Consider the following 19,271-nt stretch of genomic DNA (forward strand, 5'->3'; position numbering starts at 1 on the left):
ATTGGGACGCTTGATGATTTGAAACGAGTTTTGGCTGATCGAAAAGTTCCTCGATATATCTATGCTGGTGCGTCAGACAACAAGATTCTGCTTGATACTTCAGCTTTCGACCATCTTCGACTCCTAAAGCACGTCATCGAAAACTCTGATGAGGATATCTGGATAGAGAGAGGCGTCGAACCAGAAGATTTAGGTGTTACGAAGTCTGAGTCAGACGATAAAGCTAGGTTTGCTACGGAAATTGTCATTTCGGTTTCTTCGACTGATTGGGCGGAGACGGCGACTCTGCCTGTCGCTCAGATTCCGCCCGTCGGTCTCAATCTAGACTTGTCAAAACGGTCCGTTAGAGAGTTCAACCGCTTTTACCTTTGTTGTGCTATGCAACGACTCTAATCAGGAGAGGGTTCTTGCAACTGCCTTTGATGTTCTTGATGACGCTGGTCTCGAAGCATACTTTGTTCGCTACTCTGAGGAAGGTCGCCCAAGTTTACGTATCCGCGTGCGGGGAAGCTTTGACGACACGTTCATTCGGGTGTTTTGCGATTCGGTACTCTCGCTACGCCTCGCGACAGATGTCGAATTCAATCTTAGACTTCCCGAGTATTCACGGTATGGAGGTCCCGAGTGCTTTAAATATTTAGAATCGTTCTGGTGTCTTGAGAGCACCCAACTGGTTAAGATGTTTACCCGCTTATCATCGGATACCCCCGAGCAGGTACAAAAAGCCAAAAGCAATTATATGCGTTTCCTTATCCAGCAACTGGGGTTCACCAGACATTACGTATCTGCCGTAGCAGAAAGCTATGAACATGAGTTTGAAGCAGATCGGCATTCTATTAGAAAAGCCGCCAGAGCTCTGCGAAGTGTATTTAGTTCCGACGATATGCCCGAAGTGTTTACCGACGAAATGCAAGAGGTTCTTGCGCGTTTTTCATCCTGCCAGCTTCAAAGTAATGCTTCAGCCCAAGACGTTAAGCAATCTATTGCACACATGTCTGCAAATCGCCTTGGGCTTGATCGTAAAGACGAGGCCATATTCTGGCGGGCTCTTCTCAATCATCTAAGATCCGCAGATTTTGGAGGTGAGGAATGAAGACACGTAATGACATTCAACAGGAGGTGACCCTCATTGCAAGTAATCTCGAAGATATCATCCCCATTCGGTATCAAGAGGCTAATCGTACGAAAAGCTTTAACATTAACGGAGGGACTCCTGCCGCAATTCTATATTTAAGTGTCCTTGACGCATTATTTCCCGATGCTGGATATGATGTTCAGGCTCACAACTACGCGACAAGCATGATTTTGGAATATAAACATACCCCAAACATTGGAATTGGACTGTTCGGGGGGACCACACTATTGGCTTGGTGTCTGCAGTCGATTTCCCGTGGAGGAAGCAGATATCAAGGCGCGATTAGAGAACTTGAATCGAGGATCGTCTTTCAGGCAAGACAACAATTGACATTTTTATCAAACGTGAATGCGCCAATATCATCCGAATATTACGACGTTATATCCGGACTCTCTGGCGTGGTTTTGTATGGCATGCGATTCCGGTCCGATGGGCTGCGATTGATTTCTCGGCAGATTTGCAGTAGATTTTGCGAACTATTAGCAACTTCGAATTTCCACGCCTTCGGGTCTTTATCAGCCACTTCGGGACAGGATTCCGTGGCTCAGAAGACGACCACCGACTATGGTTACGCGCATGGTATTTTGGGAGTATTGATGAGTTGCATTCTTTCGGATGTGAACCATGATAATAATATGGAACCATTCGCTGCGATAAGGCAGCTTGTTGATATTTCGAATCACTCGAGAAACTACATACTTCCATACTCTTCCTCAGATTACACTGAAACCGTTAGTAATGGACGGTATGCCTGGTGTTACGGCAACATGCCCTTCTATTTTTTGTCACTAATGCTGAAACCGGTTGATCCAATAATTGCGGAATCTCTATTGAATGCCGCTATTGCTCCCCTGAAGGTTAATACCAGTCAAGTACATGATCTTGGCGTAATCGGTCTTGTTGATAACTCTATATGCCATGGCCGAGCGGGAATAGTCCTAGGGCTTCACCCCTACTTGAGCCACAAGGATAGTCGGCCTATTCGCGATCAGCTCCTTGAAGAGATCGATTGTTCTGTTGCGAATCCTATTGACAGTGGATTTCTCGAAGGCGACTTGGGCACCTTGGCTGTCCGAGTGGCACTAGAATACACCGACTCTATTGCGCATCTACCGGCTTTCTTTCCTTTTGTTTCTCCTACACTTTGGGAGGGAATATGATTGCTAGAGCATTAAATGTGACACTGATCTATGGAAAATCGAGAAATCCAGTCTTGCATAGTTTGAACCTTGAAATCGATTCAGGGCAAGTTCTTCCAATCCTTGGCGGTAATGGAACAGGAAAAACGACACTGTTGAAAGCACTATCGGGGCTACTTCGCCCACACTTGGGTCGAATCCTAATTGATGATTCGGATCTTTATCAGAAGAGAGGGAGTGCACTGCAAAGGCTCTCGAGCTCGCTCTACTCCGAAAGATCATTTTATTATCGCTTGTCAGCCCGCGAAAATCTCCGCTATTTCTTGTCGCTTCGTGGCATTTATGGCAGGACTGCAATGTCGTCAATTGACATGGCTCTGGACAGATTCGATTTGCTTGGATTGCAGGATATTCCATTCATGCACTTATCCCTAGGGCAACGAAAGCGACTAGGACTTGCGCGAGCGTTCGCTGCGCCAGCCAGTCTCTATATCTTAGATGAACCTACGGCAAACCTAGATGCCAAGTCATGCAGGCTTGTCTATCAAGCCATGACGGACAAGAGCGCCGACGGAGCTAGTATACTATTCTCTACCCACAACGTGGCCGACCTTGCTACCTCCACAGGAAATGTAATATATCTTAAAAATGGGAATGCGACACGTGTTCATCTCGAGACTCGAGACTCCATTACTGCCCGCAAGCGTTTTAGAATAGTCGGATCTCTTGACCCTGAATCCATTGCATCAATTCCCGAAGTGTCTTGTGTGATTTCTCAGTCCGAGGTCGAGGTTGATATACCTGTTGGTAAGTCTCTTGGATCAGTGCTTCAATCCTTTGAACGAATTGGGATCGAGGTCAACGAAGTAATTGATGACCGGAGTAGATAAAATGCATTCTTTTTTAATCGGCCTCTACCTGTATTTGCGGAGAGAATTCCTTGAACTCGTAACTTATAAGCTCTCCTTGATGCTAGGTGTTGTTTCAGCGGTTGTTGGCATAGTTCAGTTTGCTTTCTTGGCTGTTTTTCTCCAGCAGGGAAACAGTTTTCCTTCATTACAGAATTATGGTGGAAGCGTGATGGCGTTTCTGGTCTCTGGAGCGCTTTTTACTGGTTTTATGAGTTCTTCTCTCTCCAGTTTCTCGCAACTAATATCCTCTGAGCAGCGGACAGGTACATTGGAAGCTGTTTTGACTACACCATTTTCTATTGGCCGAGTGATTGCATATGCTGCGGTTAGCTCATTTATTCAATTGGTAATCGGCACGTTTTTAATGATCACTTTTTTTGGGATTGCATTCTCTATCCCCTTCAACGTTAACCCGTGGCAACTCATATTGGTCATGATTCTCGGCTACTTCACACTTGTTGGCCTCGGGCTCGCGGGTGGAGGAGTTCTTTTGGTTACAAAGAAAGGCGACCCGGTGACATGGTTGTTGACAACTTTTACGACATTATTTTCCGGAGTACTTTATCCGGTCGAAATTCTTCCACAGTGGCTTCAATCGATTAGTTGGTATGTGCCAACCACGCGGATATTGAGTTCTCTCCGGGGGCATTAACCGGCTATACCAGTATGTTTATGCTTGATGTGGTTTACCTTATAGTTGCAAGCATAGTTAGTATGAGTATAGGATTGCTGGTATTTAGATGGGGTCTAAACAGAGCTATATGGGATGGTTCCGCGACAAGTTATTAAATAATCATACATTTGGGATATTGAAGTTTGACAATATGGCATAGAAAAGCGTTTCTTGTCAAATATCATATGAACTTTGGGATTGACATACTCTATTAGAATATTGTACCAGATTAAGGTCATTATTTCAAAAAAATGACTCTATTCTAATAGAATGTTTCCTTCTTTCGTCGCGCCAAAAGAAACATCAATTGTAATCCGTAATAATTTGATGAATACATGATAGTTCTTCCAATCGTAAGATACTCCGACTGGAAGAACTATCATGACGGGAAGCAGGTCCGACGTCCGGGTCAGATCACGGACGATTCGTAAGGAATCTCATCCGTAGTCTCGGCGACATCCTCATCGGTATCCGCGATATCGCTGGACTGCGCCGATTCTGAGTGACGGCCGCCAGCACTGTTCCCGTGTCTGAACCGGCGGGCGGCGACCAGTCCCACGCCGACGGCGAGCAGGGTGATTGCCGCTGCGATCACGCCCTGGATGGCGGCGCCGGTATGGGCGAGCCCGGTCCGGTAGCCGTTCCAGTCGTCGGTGTTGCTGACCACTTCGGTGTCGGGGCAGACGAGCCTGCCGTCGATCGTGACCGCGTCATCGGGTGCGGACGTCTCGTCCTTGCCGTCGAACGGATCCGGGTCGGAGACGACGCATTCGACCAGCGGCGTGCCGGTGACCGTGGCGCGGTCGGTGTGATGGTCGGTCACGCCCTTGAGGATGCCCTTGACCTCGACGCTCTCGCCGGGCTTGAGGACACGGCTGTCCCAATCGGCGGGATATTCGAGATCGGTCACCCGGCCGTCGCCGGCGACCAGCTGGTCCTTGAGGTTCAGGTCCTTGGTTCGGTACCATGCGCCCTGCTTGGTGTCGGGGTCGGTGGTGCTGGTGTTGGTGATGGTGAACACGATGCGCGTGTCGCCCTGCATGGCCAGCGCGTCCTTGACCTGGTCGCGGTCGCCGGCCGGCCAGCCGGAGGCCTCGTCCCATTTCTCGATCTTCAGGCTCGGGGTCATGTCGGGCGTGTGCGTCTCGACCTGGTTGGATGGACGTTTGGTGCCGTTGAGGGTTTCGTCGAACCGGTTGGCGATGTGTTCGCCGGTCTTGACGCGCTTGCACTGGATGAACGCGGTCCATGCCTGCTCGCTTTCGTCGTTGCCGCTGACGAGGTCGAGCATGCGCTGGGTCGCGGTAACGGTGACCACGCCCTTGTCATCCTGCGTAAGGGTGAACAGTTCGCCGCCATACACACTGGCGTCGAAGCCGCTGCCGGCGATCTTCACGCCCTTGCGGGCGATCACCCTGCCCTGCTCGGTCAGGTCGCGCATGGCGTACACGGCCCATTGGCCGGTGTACTGGTCATGCTCGGTGTCGAGCGGGTCGGTGATGCTCCAGTCGGTGACCTTCTGGTAGGCGCGGTGCGCGGGTAGCACGGAGCTGTCGAGGCGGTAGAGGAACAGGCCGTTGAGGTACACGCTCCGCTTGTCGATGGATTCGCCGTCCACCTTCACGACCACGTCCTTGGACGGGTTGACGGGTTTGAGGGGGTTGGCGACCTCGTTGGTGTCCTTGCGGGTGTCGTTGACGACCTGCGTGGCCTTGTTCTTCACGATATGTCCGTCGGTGACCTTGATGACGGTCATCGGCAGGCTCACCTCGTAGCTCGTGCCCAGCATCGACTGGTCGATGGCCGGCTCCTTCAACGGGTCGTGGTCCTTCTTTTCGGCGTATTCCTTGAGGTTCTTGGGCTGGGGGTCGCCCTTGATGGTCTCGCCGGTGGCCGGCACCTTCGTGTCCGCGGTCCTGGCGTACACGTAGGCGACGCCGTCGATCGCCGCGATGTTGAACTTCGCGGTCACGTCCTTGCCGGTCGCGGTGTCGGTGACCTCGATGCGCTTGGCGTCGAGGGAGAGGTATTCGTCGTCCCAGTCGTCGGTCATGCCGAGTCTCCAGACCTTGTAGGCCTGGTTGGTCTGCTTGGCGTCGATGGTCACGCGGTAGTAGATCCGGTCGCCCAGCAGCGCGGTCTTGCCGTCGATGCTGATGGACGGGTCGGCCTGGGTGTCCTTCTTCACGGGAGTGAAGTCGGGCGGCTCGTTCCATACCTTGTTGCTCGGGGTGATCATGTTGTTCAGGGTCAGGGCCCACTGGTTGCCGATTTTGGTGTCCGTGGGCGCGTCCTTGGCGACCGTGCCCTCGAAGCGGACGATGATGCGCGGGTTCGCGCCGTTGCGCCAGTTGGTCTTCACGTACCCGTCGGAGAACACGAGGCGCACCGCGTGCTGCGCGTCGTTCCACTGGGTCTCGTACTCGGTCTTCGGGATGAACCTGCCGGTGGACAGGTCGGTGACCTCCAGGGTCTGCTTGTCCACTTCAAGATGCTCGTCATAGGTGTCGGTGACCGCCACCTCGCTGACCGAGTACGCGAGATTGCCGGGCAGGTGGGGCTGGGTCTCCAGACGGTATTCCAAGCGTTGGCCCGGGTAGACGACCCTGCCGTCCACGGACGCCTGGTCGCCTCCCTGCGAGGATTCGCCGACCACGTCCTTGACGACGGGCGGTATGTAGCCGCAGATCTTCGGCTCGTTCGTGGGGATGGTGTGCGTGTTGACGGTCTGGGAGCCCTTGTTCGTCAGCGCCTTGCCGTCCGGCGCGGTGCAGAACGACAGTTCGTCGCTCGCCTGCTTGCCGAAGTCGTCGCGCACCTGGCCCGCGCCCTTGCCGTTGGCGTAGGCCGCCTTGCCGGGAATGAGCAGCGTGACCTGCTTCGCGGTCTTCAATCCCTTCAATCCCTCGCGATAGGCCCGGCCTGCGGTGGCGGTCACCGTGGTGCCTTCCATCGTGATCGTCCACTGGTCGGTGACGTCCCTGCCGTGGTTGGCGATGTCGGTGACGCTGGACTCGCGATCGGTGCCGGCATCGGCCTCGTACACTCTGATCTTCGACTTGTCGTCGGCGTCGAACAGGTAGTCGGCTGCCGACCAGTCGTCCGTGAGCGTCAGGGTCTCCGGGGCCTGGATGAGGTTCTTGGCGATGGTGCCGTTGACTACCGAGGCGACCCGGTCCCCGTCCAGAAGCGTCATATCGTCGGCGCCGGTCCGGTTGGTCTCCTTCGGGTCGATGACCGCCTCCCACTGGCCCTTCGCGTTCAGGCGGATCCAGCTCTTGTCAGGATTCGGCCGCCACGTATCGAACTGTTTCTTTCCGGCGTCGGCCTCGGGCTCGTGGTTCCACTGGCCCCACGCATGGTCTTTGACCTGCTGGAAGTCGGAGGGCTTCGACACGGTCACGTCGAAGCTGAACTCGTAGACATGGTCCATGGGCATCTCGCCCTTGTCCGCCGAACGAGCGGCCGACACTGTGTTCGACGCCTTGTCCCAAGTGATTTCGAACTCGCCGGAAACGTCGCGATTGTCGTCGGTCCTGTCGATGAGCCTGTAGTTGTCCACGGAGTATTCGACGCCGTTGGGTTCGATCACGTCGCGGAAACGCATCTCGTAGCCGCCGCGGCCGGTGCCGTATGTGATGGTGGTGCGGTTCGTCATCCGGTCGGCGCTCGCGCCGTCCTCGATCTTCTTGACCGGGGGCTCGGGCGGCACCGAGCTCACCTTCCAGGATTCGGCCGGGTCACGGTCCGCGGTGTCCACGGCCGCCTGCATGCGGCCCTGCTTGGGCACCTGGATGTCGATCCAGTACGAGCCCTCGGCCCAGTATTTCATGCCGAAATCCTTCGGCGAGGCGAGATCGTCGAGCTGAGTGTCCCCATTGCTGGAGAAGCTGATCGGCTTGCTCACGCTCTTCGCGGGCAGGTAGGGGCCGTTCTCGTAATGGATGATCGCGGTGCCGTTCAACGTCTCCTTGATCGCGGAACCGCCGTTGTCGGCGTGGATGACGTCGCCGACCGGGTCGGTGGAGCCGACCTGCATGTCGGTCTTCTGCTTGTGGCTGGTGGTCACGTTCAGCTTGTAATCGACCGGCGGCTGGTTCTGCGCCAGCACAATCACGCGGAACGAGGCGTTCGGGTTGGAGTCGATCGACTCCTGTGCCAGCGAGTCAACGCTGCGCGTGCCGAGCTTGTCCTTCCACGTGGTCGAGGTCGAGTACTTCTGGCCCTGATACATGTAGTCGCCCTTCGCCTCGGCCTTCCACTGCGCCTCCCAACGGTTCTTCGCGTTCGAGCTCACATAGCTGCCGTTGAACGAACCATCCGCCAAGCGCACGTAGCCCACCGCCACCAGACGGCAGTCCGCGTTCCCCTCACCCGTATAGGAGCGTTGGCACTCATCGATCGCGTCGCTCAAAGTCTTGTTCATGTTCACGAACTGGTTCTGCCCGTTCGCCAGATCGGACGACAGACGCACCTTCGCGTCACTCAACGCCGTCTTCATGCCATCCAGCGTGGCCGGCCACGAATCCTTGTAGATCCAATGCACATCGGCCGTCTGCGTCGGACCACCGCCCGAACCGCCACCGTCCTCACCGGAACCACCGCCACCGTTATCGGCCAACGCTACCGGAACCAGACAGGCCAGCAACGCCGCGGCGGCGGTGATCGACGCCACCGCACCGGCGCCCTTCTTCCCGAACCTCATACGAAATCCTTTCCCACATACGACAGAAGCGCCCCTCTCCGGGAAAGGGAGGAGACGGGGACTCCAGAACCCGCCTCCTCCCGGGTCCCTGGAAGAAAAGCACGCCCGCAAGCCCGACGGCCGGCCGCCGGACCCCGAACGCACCATCAGCATCACCCCGCGCCAGGTGGTTCTGCGGCGGACAACACAACGTACATGGCGTTTTTGTGGCCAACGGCCATTTGCGACCATTCCGCTCATGAGTTAAAATAGGTCGTGAAATATTCCATTAGTACTTGATAGCAGGGAAGCGGCATTGAAATATTCATCTGAAGATTTTGTCAATATGGACGAGGTCCACGCACTTGCGGACGTTCTGACCCCAATCGGACCGGCACTGTACACCGTTCTTGCCGAGGCGCGTTCGGATCTGGAAACCAGATATCCCGATGATCTGTTCTGGCCCCATCAGAACCGACAGAATCTTTCCCGTCTTGTCAACCAACGCACGGCTCGAATTTGGGAACAATATGGTTCTGACGATTGGACGCTTTTTGACCGGAGTGGTTTCCTTCATCTGAGGGAAAACGAGACCGGCGTGAAGCTGATTCTCCGAAAGGTGGATCCTCTGACTCATGGAGTTCCTAAGTCAAATGCGACCCGTGCCAGCCGTGCATACTTTTCACAGAGCCAGTGCATCCCGAAGGGACAGTTGCAAGCAGTGGATCCAGGCCTGTTCGACGAAGGAAAGCTGATTCCCGATCTTCACGATATTGGCTTGGTGTGCACTTGGGATGAGATGACGGATGGAGGTGTATCCATCGTCGTTTATAAGACAGAAGGCCCGGGGCGATACGGCGAAAAGAACCACTATCTATTTAAATTCCCGCTATTTGATAGCGTTCGTGGCGATGAGCAATATGAGTTCATTCCACTACAAGAGGATCAGGAAAATCTTCTGCCGAATTTGCTGGCCGATCAGACCGATGTCGAAGATGTGGATAATACAGACTCTTCGTCGTCGGAGAAAAATGAGAATGAGGACGCAGGCATGAATTCCGACAATAAAGGAAATGAAGCTAACTAGGAATAGCTAGTCGTATATAGCATAAATAGATAGAGAGATACTGCAATGTCCACTTTCAATCCAGAAGGGATTGCACTGAAGCAGCGTCTTGCTTTCAATCCAGAAAGGATTGCACTGGCACGACGCTTGGAGGGCGTCACTCAGAAGGAGTTGTCCACTCGTTCTGGACTATCCCAGGCAAAGCTCAGCAAGCTTCAGAATGGCATTATTTCCTTTAATGAATCAGATGCGGTGAAATTATCCGGCGCTCTAGACTACCCCATTTCTTATTTCGAGGAATCTGGAACGGTTATCCCATTATCCGAACTTACATATCGAAAAACATCCAGATCATCTATGGGTGAATTGAATTCGGTTTCTACGGAGTACTCATTACTCATGGATGTAATTCAAAAATTATGTCATGTGCTGAAGATGAAAAAAAATCCAGCCGCATGGATTGATGAAATAGCTCCACACGAACAATCGCTCTCCGAAGAGAAAATAGAGAGATTGGCTATCCGAACACGTGAATGCCTCGGATTAAAGCCTGATGGTGCCGTTCCGAACGTAACCCGCGCAATCGAGCGGGCCGGAATCATTGTTTCTCCGATGAGATCATTGAATATGCGCGGCGGGGCAAATTTGACTAGCGAGGGAGTGACTGCGCCTTCGTCACAGTGGCATGCCATGTGTATTGGATATTTAGGTAATGGTGCATTAGGAGGCGATCGTTTACGCTTTACTAAAGCCCATGAACTTGGTCATCTGATCTTGCATCGTTATCGTAAACCTGATTCACCGCAATTAGTGGAGCGTGAAGCCCATATATTTGCTGGAGCTTTTCTGATTTCGCAATTAGATGCTCGCTTGGTTCTTAAATCCAATTTATCGTTGCGCGATTTTCTTCCAATTAAGGCAGGATGGGGCATTTCCATTGCTGCGCTTATCTCACGTTCTCACAATTTAGGAATCATCGATCGGCAGAGGTACACCTCCCTCAACATACAACTATCAGGCAAAGGATGGAAGAAGCAAGAACCTGTACCCGTCGGAATCGAGAATCCGCTATTGCTGAAACAGATGATTACATCGGCATACGGATTTAAGACAGATCAAGGACTGAAAATAGATTCTATTGGCTTGGCCAGTGAGTTGGGAGCTCCATTTAGATATCTAGATTACTGGTCCGATGGATTAGATGATGAAGGTATGCACTGGGGTATTGCCGCCAATCGCTTTGAGCAAAGACCCAATCGTATGATTGCTTAATCCTTGGTTCTGTCAAATCAACTTTGACATCGGCAACACGTCTGGTTGTTGGCGTTCCCAGGAACGCCAACAACCTTGGGAAACGAATTGATCATTCACGTCGATTCTAATTTAACAGAACCTAATTTCTACATAGGGTTCTTCCGTTTCCCTCTTGAGTAAGAGTGGAAGAACCCTATTCTGATATGGTTGAATTGATTTATACTCAAATGGTAATTTAATTTGATATATACCTACTCAACAAAGAAATGAATTCAATTATCGGAAGCAATGATTTGTAGATTAGATTTTTAAGGTGTAGGGCCATACTCGTTTCTCTTTACTTTAATCATTCTAATGATTTTCAGCAATGTGAGTAATGATATAAACGATAACGGCGCCGAAGATGCCAATGGCGGCGAGGATTGCCAGTCTGGTTTCACGGCGTTCCTTGGCCGCCATATCGGCCTGCCGGTTGGCCAGGGCTTCGGCTTCGGCGGCGACGCCGCTGGCGGCGATGGCCGCGATGTGCGCGCTCATCTGGTCTTCGAGCGTGGAATCCTCGCTCGTGCCGTCGAAGGGCTCCTCGTTTTCGTTGTGGTTGTCGTTCATGGTTCTGCTCCGTTCCTGATTGTTGGATTGTTTGCTTTCCTGATTGTTGGCTTGCTTGATTGCTTGCTTGATTGCTTGCATGTCCGATTGCCTGCATGCAATCAAGTTTGATTGTTTGATTGTCTGCATGCGGGCTTGTTTGCTTGTCAGCTTTCGTTTTGCCCGGCGAGGATGGACATGCGGGCGGCGATAAGCGCGTGGCGCGCGATCTCCAGATAGAGCTGGTGGCCCTCGCCGTCGCCCCAGAACCGGTCGAACTGTTCGGTCGGCATCATGCTGGCGGGGTCGAACCCGTTCCACACGCCGCCGCAGAACACCTTCGCCGCCGCGTTCACCTCCTCGTCGGACGGCATGCCCGGATGCCCCTCCGCGGCGTCCGCGGCCGCGCGCATCTGCGCGCCGAGCACGCGGGCCTGCAATGGCGAGAGCGTGTACGCCAGTCCCGCCGTGGAGCCCGCGGGGAATCCCGTGTTCACGCCGAGGGTGATGACGTGCGCCTCCTCGCCGAGGGTGATGACGTGCGCCTCCTCGCCGATGCTGATCCGGTCGCCGAGCACGGAGACCTCCATCGAATAGTCCATAGTGTCTCCTTTCCGCAGACGCATCGGCTTTCGGGATCGCGTCTGCATGTTTGACTGCCTGAATGTTTGGTTGTTGGCTTGTTTGCCTGCTGGATTGTCGGATTGCCTGATTGTTTGATTGTCTGACGGGTTACGGCTCGTCGTCGCTGTCGAGTCGGTCGAGCTCGCGTTCGATGGCGTCGCGCAGGAGCTGCTGCATGGGCAGGTCGTGCGCGGCGGCCGTGGTCTTGAGCCGGGTCTTGAGCGACACGGGTATGCGCAGTGAGAGCATGACCAACGGTTCGCCCGTGGCCTTGGAGGTCTTGTTCTGTTGGCGCAGCACGTCGTCGAACGGTACCGGTCGTGCCAGTGGCTGGTAGTTGCCCTGCATGGTCTCACTCCTGCTTTCCGGCGATCTGCTGGAGTTCTGTGACGAGGTCGCGGTATTCGCCCAGCTGGTGCGGGTTGGTGCCGAGCGAACGCTTGTAGGACTGGGCCTTCGGCACGATCGTGTCGAACCGGGGAGTGTCCATGGCGTTGAGGGCGTCCATGGTGTCGCGGAACGCCTTCGTGTTGCGTTCGGCCTTGACCAGCAGCAGCGCGGCGGGCGTGCTCATCCTGGCCATGTCGAGGGTGCTCCATGCCTGCTGGAGGTCCATGGGCGAGTCCGACGCCGGCACGATCACGAAGTCGGCCGCCTTGATGGCCATGTCCAGGGTCGGTCCCTGCGGCGGCGCGTCAATGATCGCCCATTCGTCCGGGTCGGCTCCCGCGGCGAGCTGGCGGAGCGTGGCCTGGTTGGCGGGCAGCACGTCGAACGTCAGGGGGTCCGCGGTCTGTTCCGCGGCTGCGGCCCACAGGCTCGCGCTGGACTGCGGGTCCGCGTCGTACACGACGGCCCTGCCGCCCCTGGAAACGATGACCGAGGCGATGTAGATGCTGGACGTGGTCTTCGCGACCCCGCCCTTGGAGTTGGCTATGGCGATGCGCATTCGTTCTTCTCCTTTGCGACTGCCGGATATCATGCGAACCCGGTCAGTCGGTCGCTTGATTGTCCGCTTGTCTGATTGCTTGGATTCCTGCTTGTTTGAATGTTTGATTGTCTGACGGCTCATGCGGGGCGGGGCGATCGGCCGTCCTGCCCCGTGCGCGCAGGCGTCGTTGCTGGCGTTCGGCGCTGGCCTCGCCGGTGGCTTCGTCGAACACGTTCCGGTGGGCGCGTATCCAGTCCGTGAGCAGCCGCCAGCGTTGCGGCCACGGCAGGCCGCGGTCCCGGCAGGGGACGCCGTCGGCTTCGGCCATGCGCGCGATCCTGCGCCGGTCGGTGCACACCTTGCCGCCGTACACGCCCCATTCGAGTCCGCCGCTGGCCGCGTAGGCCAGGCATTCGGCGCGTACCGGGCATCGTTCGCACACGGCCTTGGCGACCGAGTGGAACGCCTTCGCGTCGCCGGGACGGTGCTCGAACTCCAGCGACCACAGGTAGTCGGACCATGGTTGCGGGAAGTCGCGGCATTCGCCGGCCTTCTTCCACGCCTCAAGACGCTGCCCGTCCCCGCTCATGGCCGCACCACCGCCTCCGCCGACGCGCCGGTCTTCGCCTTGCGCCGTCCGGCGACGTCGTGGGTGGCGTGGTTGCGTTTGTCGTACGCGCATACCGGGCACGCCTCCTGCGAGATGACGCCTTCGATGTGTTCCTGGCACAGCGAGGTGCGCAGCAGCGCCGCCCCGTAGATCGGCACACGGCTCGCGGACGACGAGCTGACCGGTATCGCCCGGTTGGGGTCCTTGACGACCGGCAGCGGGGCGTCCGGCGCCCGCTTGCCCGTCGGATCGGGATGGGTGAGCATTTCCAGCCGCAGCTGCACGTAGTTCGCGGCGAACCTGGCGCCGCTGGTGAGCCGGGGCAGCCAGTAGCGGTTGCGGTACGCCCAGTCCATCGTCGCGACGATCTCGCCGTACGGCCTGTCGATCAGCAACGAGTGGACGGCCTTGCGGTCGGCCATGGTCGCCGGAACATCGAACCTCTGGTCCACGGCGAGCATGCGACGGCGGATGCCGTCGAGCACGCGCACCTCCTGACCGGCGCGTTCCGTCACCGGCTCGGGCAGCTTGCCGGGTTCGGGCACCCACAGCGGGTTCCTGCAACCCCTTGGAGGCAGGGCCTTGCCCCAATCGGTCGTCGGAACGGGTTCGGGCTTCGGGTCGGCGACCGGTTTCGTGGCGGCTTGTTCGGCGTTGAGGGGAGCATCCCCGAAGGGGATGAGGGGAGAATTGTTTATCACTTGTCTATTGGGTGACTTTCTGTCCAAGATTCCGGGACAATTTGTCCTCGTCTCCACGTCCTTCGGCTCGGGTGACAATCCGTCGGGTGACAAATTGTCCTTCATCGGATCCGGCTTGCCGTCGCCTTCCGCCAGCGCGTCCAGGTTCCGGGGCTTCTCCTCGATGTTCTCGGCGGGATGGTCGCCGTCCATGACGACGTCCCACACGCGCGAGCGGTGTCCCTTGGCGATCGGCTTGCGGGTGCGCGGGTTGCGCGCCGACATCTCCTGGTCGCCGGGCCTGATGTAGCCCTTGCGCTCCAGCTCCTGCAACGAACGGATCACGGTGCGCTCACAGCACCCGCAGTTGAACGCGATGGTCTCCACGCTCGGCCACGCGGCTGCGCCATCGTCGTAATAGGCGCGGCGGGCCAGATACACCAGCACGAACTTGGTGATGCCCTTGACGTCGTCGCGCTCCCATGCCCAGTTCTCGGCTCTGCTGCTCATCGCTCGACCTTCCCGCCGTCATGCGCCGGGTCCGCTTCGCGGCGTTCGCGCAGCCTCGCGCCGATGTCGTCGCCCAGACGGGCGGCGCGGCACAACGCATACGAGAGAACGCCGCCGGACACGCACACGGCGGCAACGACCAACCACCACATGGTTCGGCCGGTATCGGGGAAACGGTCCGCGGACGCGCGCCTCAGCGGCGCGAGCCCCGGGACGGGTGGGCGAGCATGGACAGCACATGAGCCTTCGCGATGCGCAGATCGACGTTGCCGCCGGCCCGCGTCGTCCGCCGCGCGGCGTCGCGCCGGCGATTAGGCTCGAAGACAGATGCCGGGCGAATGCCGGCGGTATTGGTAGAATCGGTCATGGCGATGACCCTCCTTCACTTGGGATACAAGACGTCGGCGGCCGGGAATCTTGGCGGATGTACGGGTCGGAGACGCCTTCGGTTGTCGTTCGGTTCCGCGCCTAGTGCGCGGAACCTTCTTTTGCCGGAGGAGACAGCAGCCTGTTCACGATGGCGGCATCGTTGCCCAGCACGAAATCCGACGGCAGTCCCTTCATCCGATACAGCCAGACGAGATCGGCCTGCTGCCAATGGAGGGAGCCGTTCACCTTTCCCGCAACCGATGACTTCGATTGCCCCATCTCCGCGGCCAGACCGCGGCAGGACAGACCCTGCTGCGCCATCCAACGAGCCACCGGAGACAGTACGGAAAGATGCTTTTGTCTACTCACAGTTGACATAGTAATTAAGTATTTTGCCTTTCGCAAGTCGGAGTGCTAATATCGTGTCCAGAGATGTTGGACATATCAACATGTGTTTGCGAAGCAGTGAAAGGGCGATTGCCATGACCACGACGATAAAGAAACGGATGACGAACTCGGGCGAATACCTGCAGAAGGTGATCGTATGGAACATCAGCATGCTGCTCACCGCGCACGGCCTGTCCCAGACGGCGCTCACGGAACCCCTGAAGATGACCAGGGGCGGCGTCAGCGCGAAGATGAAGAACAAGAACACGTGGAGCATCCCCGACATCGCGGCGCTGGCCGACTACTTCGGCGTGCCCGTGACGTCCCTGCTGGACGACACGCTCATGCGTCAGATGCTGGGAGAGGGGAACTTAGGTGCATCTTTGGTGGCAGCGACCACCGCACGATTTCCTGTTCGAGCAGCTGAAGGCCAAGCTGACGGCCTGAAACCGTTGGAAACAAAAGGCTCCGGGCCACGATACCTCGTGGAAACCGGAGCCGGTGGGTACCCCCAGAGAGAGTCGAACTCTCGTTGTCAGATTGAAAGTCTGGTGTCCTAACCGTTAGACGATGGGGGCGAACAACTCGAGTTACTTTACGGGAGATTGTTCGGTTATGCAAATCGACGGTATTTCGGCGTGTCGCAATCAGTGCAGGGCGACGGCCTGATAGGTGAAGTCGTGAATCACGCGGCCGGCGGCCAGGCCCTTCTTCTCGAAGTTGGTGAGCACGCGGCCCTCGAACCGCTCGGATTCGGTGAAGTCGGCGTGCGGCATGTCGGCGGCCAGATCGGCGTTGCCCTTGCCCACGTGCTCCAGCGGGAGGCTGACGGTTACGCTGCCCAGGTTCTTCCAACCGTCGAGTCCGTCCATCACCTCGTGCACGTGCAGGGCATAGTCCTCGATGTCGGTGGCGATGCGCCAGACGCCGTCTGCGGCCAGTGCGCGATGGATGTCGCCGGCCATGGCCTCCTGCACGATGCGGCGCTTGTGGTGCTTCTTCTTGGGCCAGGGGTCGGGGAAGAAGGTCCATACTTCGGCTGCGGTGCCGGGCGCGGTGACCTTGAACAGCTCGGGCGCATTGACCTGGGCCACGCGAATGTTGGTCAGCCCCTGCTTGCCGGCGAGCAGCAGCGTGTGGGCCACACCGGGGTCATAGACCTCTAGGGCAAGGAAGTTCGTCTCCGGATGGGCCGCGGCTGCGGCCACCACGTTCTCACCCTGTCCAGTGCCGATTTCCACAATGAGTGGATTGTCGTTGCCCCATGCGGACTCCACGAGCGCGCGGTCGAGCGTGACGCCTTCGCGCACGTCCAGCAGATTGCCGGCCGCAATATCCAACAGATATGTGCCGGCATAGTTGTCCCATGCGCGCTGCAGGCGATCGTCCAAACGTCCGGAGCGGCGTACGAAGGAGAGCACCTTGTGCAAGGGGTGCGCCGGTGCCTCGGTGTGGTCTGTGGCCATCGCGGCGACGGAATCGATTGCTGTGGATTCGGGATCGGTCATATATTCCTCGGATTTTCCTTGTGCGCCGCACCGCTGTTCATTCATTAGGTCGATTTGGCGTTCATTAGGTAGGTGGTGTGCGATACCAACCACCATATCAAGCCATTTACCCGGTGTCCGTGCGGGCCGGCTCCGGGCCGACCTACCTAATGAACGCCAAATCGACCTAATGAATGCAGATATTGCCGGACGACACCACCGTTTTGTGCGATTATGTTCGTGTGATATACTAAAATTGTTTCAAAAGGTAACAAAGCGGACCAAAAGTGAACAGCCGCTGAACTCCCGACGGCCGACACTTGCAACCCGCACAAGGAAAGGTCAACTATGACAGTTCTCGTCACCGGCGGCTGCGGCTACATCGGCGCGCATGTCGTTCACGCACTCCATCAGGCCGGCGAAAAGGTCGTCGTCGTCGACGATCTGAGCTACGGCAAGCCCACTCGCATCGAAGGCTCCCGCCTGTACGGCATGGATATTGCCGCCCCGGGTGCCGGCGAGCGTCTGGCCGAAATCCTCGACGCCGAAGGCGTCGACTCCGTGATCCACTTCGCCGCGCGCAAGCAGGTCGGCGAATCCGTGGAGAAGCCGCTGTGGTACTACCAGCAGAACATCAACGGCATGCTCAACGTGCTCACCGGCATGACCCAATCCAAGAACGCCAAGAAGCTCGTCTTCTCCTCCTCCGCCGCCACCTACGGTGTGCCGCCGGTCGACGTGGTGCCCGAGGACGTCGTTCCGATGCTGCCGATCAACCCCTACGGCCAGACCAAGCTGTTCGGCGAATGGATGGCCCGCGCCTGCGAGCAGCCGTTCGGCATCCGCTTCTGCGCGTTGCGCTACTTCAACGTGGCCGGCTGCGGCCCGGTCGAACTCGAAGACCCGGCTATTCTGAACCTCATCCCGATGCTGTTCAACCGCCTCAAGCAGGGCAAGGCCCCCGCCATCTTCGGTGACGACTATCCGACCCCGGACGGCACCTGCGTGCGCGACTACATCCACGTTTCCGATCTGGCCGATGCCCACATCGCCGCCCTCAAGTACCTCGATCGTGACGAGCGCAAGTACGACGCCTTCAATGTCGGCACCGGTGAAGGCACCTCCGTGCGTCAGATCGTCGACGAAGTCAAGAAGGTCACCGGTCTGCCGTTCACCGAGGCCGTCATGGCCCGCCGCGCCGGCGACCCGCCGCACCTGATCGGCTCCCCGAAGCGCATCAACGAGGAGATGGGCTGGCACGCCAAGTACGACGTGGAAGACATCGTCAAGTCCGCGTGGGATGCCTGGCAGGCCAACCCCGAACACCACATCGACGTCGACACCTGGAAGCAGGCTGACTGAGATTGACGATTGCTTTGCGGTGGATGCCGTGAAGCGTTTCCGTCCATAAGGGCGTGGCCGGGGTTCCGGTCGCGCCCTTCGTCGTTTTGTGGATGTTTGTGACAGACGTGTTCGTGTGCTGGCGATAGCAAAAACCTTGAAATTATGCGGAACACGCCGAAGTTTGCGCGATCGGCGAATTTCAGTAATATATACATCTGTTGCCTCACGCAAGTGAGAACAATGGCCCCGTAGCTCAGTTGGTTAGAGCGCCGCCCTGTCACGGCGGAGGTCACCGGTTCAAGTCCGGCCGGGGTCGCTGGAATGGTTATGAAGCCCGGGTTATCCGGGTTTTTGACTGTTCATGGCTCTGTAGCTCAGTTGGTAGAGCGAGCGACTGAAAATCGCTAGGTCAACGGATCGACGCCGTTCGGAGCCACCACAATGAAGCCCCGCCTTGTGCGGGGCTTTTGCATATCCGTCACGTACCTACTCCGGCGGGCTGGCCGGTCAATGCGAAGGCTCGCGTTCGCCAACAACTGTCTTCCTCACCGCAACTACGCACGCCAACAGCACCAATGCGAACATCGGGTTAGGGTTAAGTAAAGAAACGTGGGTCTTATCCGCGCGTGTCATGGTCGGTGCGATCGTCCGCCTCAGCCGTTTCTGGGTCTGTGGCGCTCATAGAGTCAGTATTGCAGAAAAAGCACCCGCGAGATGCGCGCGCAAAGAGAATCGTGTGGGACGGCACGTGATTTTGCCGATTTTTGACGTGCCGTCCCACAGCGTTCGAAGAACGCCCTCAGAGCTGAGGGCAAAGAACGGCTCTATTCTGCGGTTCTCGGCTTATGTCATGCGGGATAGCAGATGCGTCAACCGATT

General features: G+C 56.9%; 18 protein-coding genes, 3 tRNA genes and 1 pseudogene. 10 read left to right on the forward strand and 12 right to left on the reverse strand.

Annotated elements, in window-relative coordinates; all coding sequences use genetic code 11:
- Window positions 1-373: 373 nt before the first annotated feature.
- Genes BLIJ_RS13360 through BLIJ_RS02650 form a run of 4 tightly spaced genes read left to right on the forward strand, consistent with a single transcriptional unit; the run spans window position 374 to window position 3,837 of the window.
- Window positions 374-1,093, forward strand: a complete 720-nt coding sequence (locus BLIJ_RS13360; RefSeq protein WP_012576928.1) for a thiopeptide-type bacteriocin biosynthesis protein — start codon at window positions 374-376, stop codon at window positions 1,091-1,093.
- Window positions 1,090-2,295 carry a lanthionine synthetase C family protein gene (locus BLIJ_RS13365; protein ID WP_012576929.1) on the forward strand — a complete coding sequence of 402 codons (1,206 nt, stop codon included), beginning with the start codon at window positions 1,090-1,092 and terminating at the stop codon, window positions 2,293-2,295. Before BLIJ_RS13360 ends, BLIJ_RS13365 begins: the two co-directional genes overlap by 4 nt.
- Window positions 2,292-3,164 (forward strand): heme ABC exporter ATP-binding protein CcmA, encoded by an 873-nt coding sequence (gene ccmA, locus BLIJ_RS13370; RefSeq protein ID WP_012576930.1) that lies wholly within the window; start codon window positions 2,292-2,294, stop codon window positions 3,162-3,164. The genes BLIJ_RS13365 and ccmA overlap by 4 nt, the downstream gene beginning before the upstream one ends.
- Window positions 3,148-3,837 carry an ABC transporter permease gene (locus BLIJ_RS02650; protein WP_041983155.1) on the forward strand — a complete coding sequence of 230 codons (690 nt, stop codon included), beginning with the start codon at window positions 3,148-3,150 and terminating at the stop codon, window positions 3,835-3,837. Before ccmA ends, BLIJ_RS02650 begins: the two co-directional genes overlap by 17 nt.
- A gap of 430 nt (window positions 3,838-4,267) precedes the next feature.
- Here BLIJ_RS02650 and BLIJ_RS02655 read toward each other — a convergent pair whose 3' ends face one another.
- On the reverse strand, window positions 4,268-8,563 hold the full coding sequence (locus BLIJ_RS02655) for an LPXTG cell wall anchor domain-containing protein (protein WP_014484622.1): 4,296 nt from the start codon (window positions 8,561-8,563) through the stop codon (window positions 4,268-4,270).
- Window positions 8,564-8,858: 295 nt separating this feature from the next.
- On the opposite strand from BLIJ_RS02655, the gene BLIJ_RS02660 reads away from it, so the two are divergent.
- Both BLIJ_RS02660 and BLIJ_RS13375 read left to right on the forward strand, forming a co-directional pair.
- Window positions 8,859-9,629, forward strand: coding sequence for a hypothetical protein (locus BLIJ_RS02660; RefSeq protein ID WP_014484623.1), 771 nt, complete (start codon window positions 8,859-8,861; stop codon window positions 9,627-9,629).
- A 45-nt stretch (window positions 9,630-9,674) separates the two neighbouring features.
- Complete coding sequence (locus tag BLIJ_RS13375) at window positions 9,675-10,880, forward strand: XRE family transcriptional regulator (protein WP_012576934.1); 1,206 nt, start codon at window positions 9,675-9,677, stop codon at window positions 10,878-10,880.
- Between the two features lie 333 nt (window positions 10,881-11,213).
- On the opposite strand, the gene BLIJ_RS02665 is transcribed toward BLIJ_RS13375, so the two are convergent.
- The 9 genes from BLIJ_RS02665 to BLIJ_RS02695 form a co-directional block, all read right to left on the reverse strand.
- Complete coding sequence (locus BLIJ_RS02665) at window positions 11,214-11,600, reverse strand: hypothetical protein (protein WP_226790813.1); 387 nt, start codon at window positions 11,598-11,600, stop codon at window positions 11,214-11,216.
- Between the two features lie 17 nt (window positions 11,601-11,617).
- Window positions 11,618-12,052, reverse strand: a complete 435-nt coding sequence (locus tag BLIJ_RS02670; RefSeq protein ID WP_012576936.1) for a hypothetical protein — start codon at window positions 12,050-12,052, stop codon at window positions 11,618-11,620.
- 130 nt (window positions 12,053-12,182) lie between these two features.
- Entirely contained in the window at window positions 12,183-12,422 is a 240-nt protein-coding gene (locus BLIJ_RS14915; protein WP_012576937.1) for a hypothetical protein, read from the reverse strand.
- Between the two features lie 4 nt (window positions 12,423-12,426).
- The gene (locus BLIJ_RS02680; RefSeq protein ID WP_012576938.1) at window positions 12,427-13,023 is read right to left on the reverse strand and encodes an AAA family ATPase; all 597 of its coding nucleotides are present in this window, start codon (window positions 13,021-13,023) and stop codon (window positions 12,427-12,429) included.
- Between the two features lie 43 nt (window positions 13,024-13,066).
- On the reverse strand, window positions 13,067-13,594 hold the full coding sequence (locus tag BLIJ_RS02685) for a WhiB family transcriptional regulator (RefSeq protein ID WP_012576939.1): 528 nt from the start codon (window positions 13,592-13,594) through the stop codon (window positions 13,067-13,069).
- Window positions 13,591-14,805, reverse strand: a complete 1,215-nt coding sequence (locus BLIJ_RS13380; RefSeq protein WP_012576940.1) for a helix-turn-helix domain-containing protein — start codon at window positions 14,803-14,805, stop codon at window positions 13,591-13,593. Before BLIJ_RS13380 ends, BLIJ_RS02685 begins: the two co-directional genes overlap by 4 nt.
- Window positions 14,802-14,957 carry a hypothetical protein gene (locus tag BLIJ_RS14760; protein WP_012576941.1) on the reverse strand — a complete coding sequence of 52 codons (156 nt, stop codon included), beginning with the start codon at window positions 14,955-14,957 and terminating at the stop codon, window positions 14,802-14,804. The genes BLIJ_RS13380 and BLIJ_RS14760 overlap by 4 nt, the downstream gene beginning before the upstream one ends.
- Before the next feature lie 41 nt (window positions 14,958-14,998).
- On the reverse strand, window positions 14,999-15,172 hold the full coding sequence (locus BLIJ_RS14765; RefSeq protein WP_012576942.1) for a hypothetical protein: 174 nt from the start codon (window positions 15,170-15,172) through the stop codon (window positions 14,999-15,001).
- 101 nt (window positions 15,173-15,273) lie between these two features.
- On the reverse strand, window positions 15,274-15,552 hold the full coding sequence (locus BLIJ_RS02695; RefSeq protein ID WP_012576943.1) for a hypothetical protein: 279 nt from the start codon (window positions 15,550-15,552) through the stop codon (window positions 15,274-15,276).
- 128 nt (window positions 15,553-15,680) lie between these two features.
- Here BLIJ_RS02695 and BLIJ_RS15265 point away from each other — a divergent pair.
- Window positions 15,681-15,890 (forward strand): annotated as a pseudogene (locus BLIJ_RS15265) (helix-turn-helix domain-containing protein); the annotation flags it as partial.
- A 177-nt stretch (window positions 15,891-16,067) separates the two neighbouring features.
- On the opposite strand, the gene BLIJ_RS02705 reads toward BLIJ_RS15265, so the two are convergent.
- A tRNA-Glu gene (locus BLIJ_RS02705) sits at window positions 16,068-16,139 on the reverse strand.
- 69 nt (window positions 16,140-16,208) lie between these two features.
- Window positions 16,209-17,114, reverse strand: a complete 906-nt coding sequence (trmB, locus tag BLIJ_RS02710; protein WP_041981708.1) for a tRNA (guanosine(46)-N7)-methyltransferase TrmB — start codon at window positions 17,112-17,114, stop codon at window positions 16,209-16,211.
- Between the two features lie 282 nt (window positions 17,115-17,396).
- Here trmB and galE point away from each other — a divergent pair, with 282 nt between their 5' ends.
- The 3 genes from galE (at window position 17,397) to BLIJ_RS02725 (ending at window position 18,831) form a co-directional block, all read left to right on the forward strand.
- Window positions 17,397-18,410: a UDP-glucose 4-epimerase GalE gene (gene galE, locus BLIJ_RS02715; protein WP_007052365.1), complete on the forward strand. Its 1,014-nt coding sequence runs from the start codon at window positions 17,397-17,399 to the stop codon at window positions 18,408-18,410.
- A gap of 224 nt (window positions 18,411-18,634) precedes the next feature.
- Window positions 18,635-18,708, forward strand: a tRNA-Asp gene (locus tag BLIJ_RS02720).
- Window positions 18,709-18,755: 47 nt separating this feature from the next.
- Window positions 18,756-18,831 (forward strand) — tRNA-Phe (locus tag BLIJ_RS02725).
- Window positions 18,832-19,271 lie beyond the last annotated feature (440 nt).

This window comes from Bifidobacterium longum subsp. infantis ATCC 15697 = JCM 1222 = DSM 20088, assembly GCF_000269965.1.
GTDB classification, from domain to species: Bacteria; Actinomycetota; Actinomycetes; order Actinomycetales; family Bifidobacteriaceae; genus Bifidobacterium; species Bifidobacterium infantis.

Bases quoted from the DNA above. Each gene is read 5' to 3' on its own strand.
- BLIJ_RS13365 (WP_012576929.1), top strand. From the start codon at position 1,090: ATGAAGACACGTAATGACATTCAACAGGAGGTGACCCTCATTGCAAGT.
- ccmA (WP_012576930.1), top strand. From the start codon at position 2,292: ATGATTGCTAGAGCATTAAATGTGACACTGATCTATGGAAAATCGAGA.
- BLIJ_RS02650 (WP_041983155.1), top strand. From the start codon at position 3,148: ATGACCGGAGTAGATAAAATGCATTCTTTTTTAATCGGCCTCTACCTG.
- BLIJ_RS02655 (WP_014484622.1), bottom strand. From the start codon at position 8,563: ATGAGGTTCGGGAAGAAGGGCGCCGGTGCGGTGGCGTCGATCACCGCC.
- BLIJ_RS13375 (WP_012576934.1), top strand. From the start codon at position 9,675: ATGTCCACTTTCAATCCAGAAGGGATTGCACTGAAGCAGCGTCTTGCT.
- BLIJ_RS02665 (WP_226790813.1), bottom strand. From the start codon at position 11,600: ATGCAGACAATCAAACAATCAAACTTGATTGCATGCAGGCAATCGGAC.
- BLIJ_RS02670 (WP_012576936.1), bottom strand. From the start codon at position 12,052: ATGGACTATTCGATGGAGGTCTCCGTGCTCGGCGACCGGATCAGCATC.
- BLIJ_RS14915 (WP_012576937.1), bottom strand. From the start codon at position 12,422: ATGCAGGGCAACTACCAGCCACTGGCACGACCGGTACCGTTCGACGAC.
- BLIJ_RS02680 (WP_012576938.1), bottom strand. From the start codon at position 13,023: ATGCGCATCGCCATAGCCAACTCCAAGGGCGGGGTCGCGAAGACCACG.
- BLIJ_RS02685 (WP_012576939.1), bottom strand. From the start codon at position 13,594: ATGAGCGGGGACGGGCAGCGTCTTGAGGCGTGGAAGAAGGCCGGCGAA.
- BLIJ_RS13380 (WP_012576940.1), bottom strand. From the start codon at position 14,805: ATGAGCAGCAGAGCCGAGAACTGGGCATGGGAGCGCGACGACGTCAAG.
- BLIJ_RS14760 (WP_012576941.1), bottom strand. From the start codon at position 14,957: ATGTGGTGGTTGGTCGTTGCCGCCGTGTGCGTGTCCGGCGGCGTTCTC.
- BLIJ_RS14765 (WP_012576942.1), bottom strand. From the start codon at position 15,172: ATGACCGATTCTACCAATACCGCCGGCATTCGCCCGGCATCTGTCTTC.
- BLIJ_RS02695 (WP_012576943.1), bottom strand. From the start codon at position 15,552: ATGTCAACTGTGAGTAGACAAAAGCATCTTTCCGTACTGTCTCCGGTG.
- trmB (WP_041981708.1), bottom strand. From the start codon at position 17,114: ATGAATGAACAGCGGTGCGGCGCACAAGGAAAATCCGAGGAATATATG.
- galE (WP_007052365.1), top strand. From the start codon at position 17,397: ATGACAGTTCTCGTCACCGGCGGCTGCGGCTACATCGGCGCGCATGTC.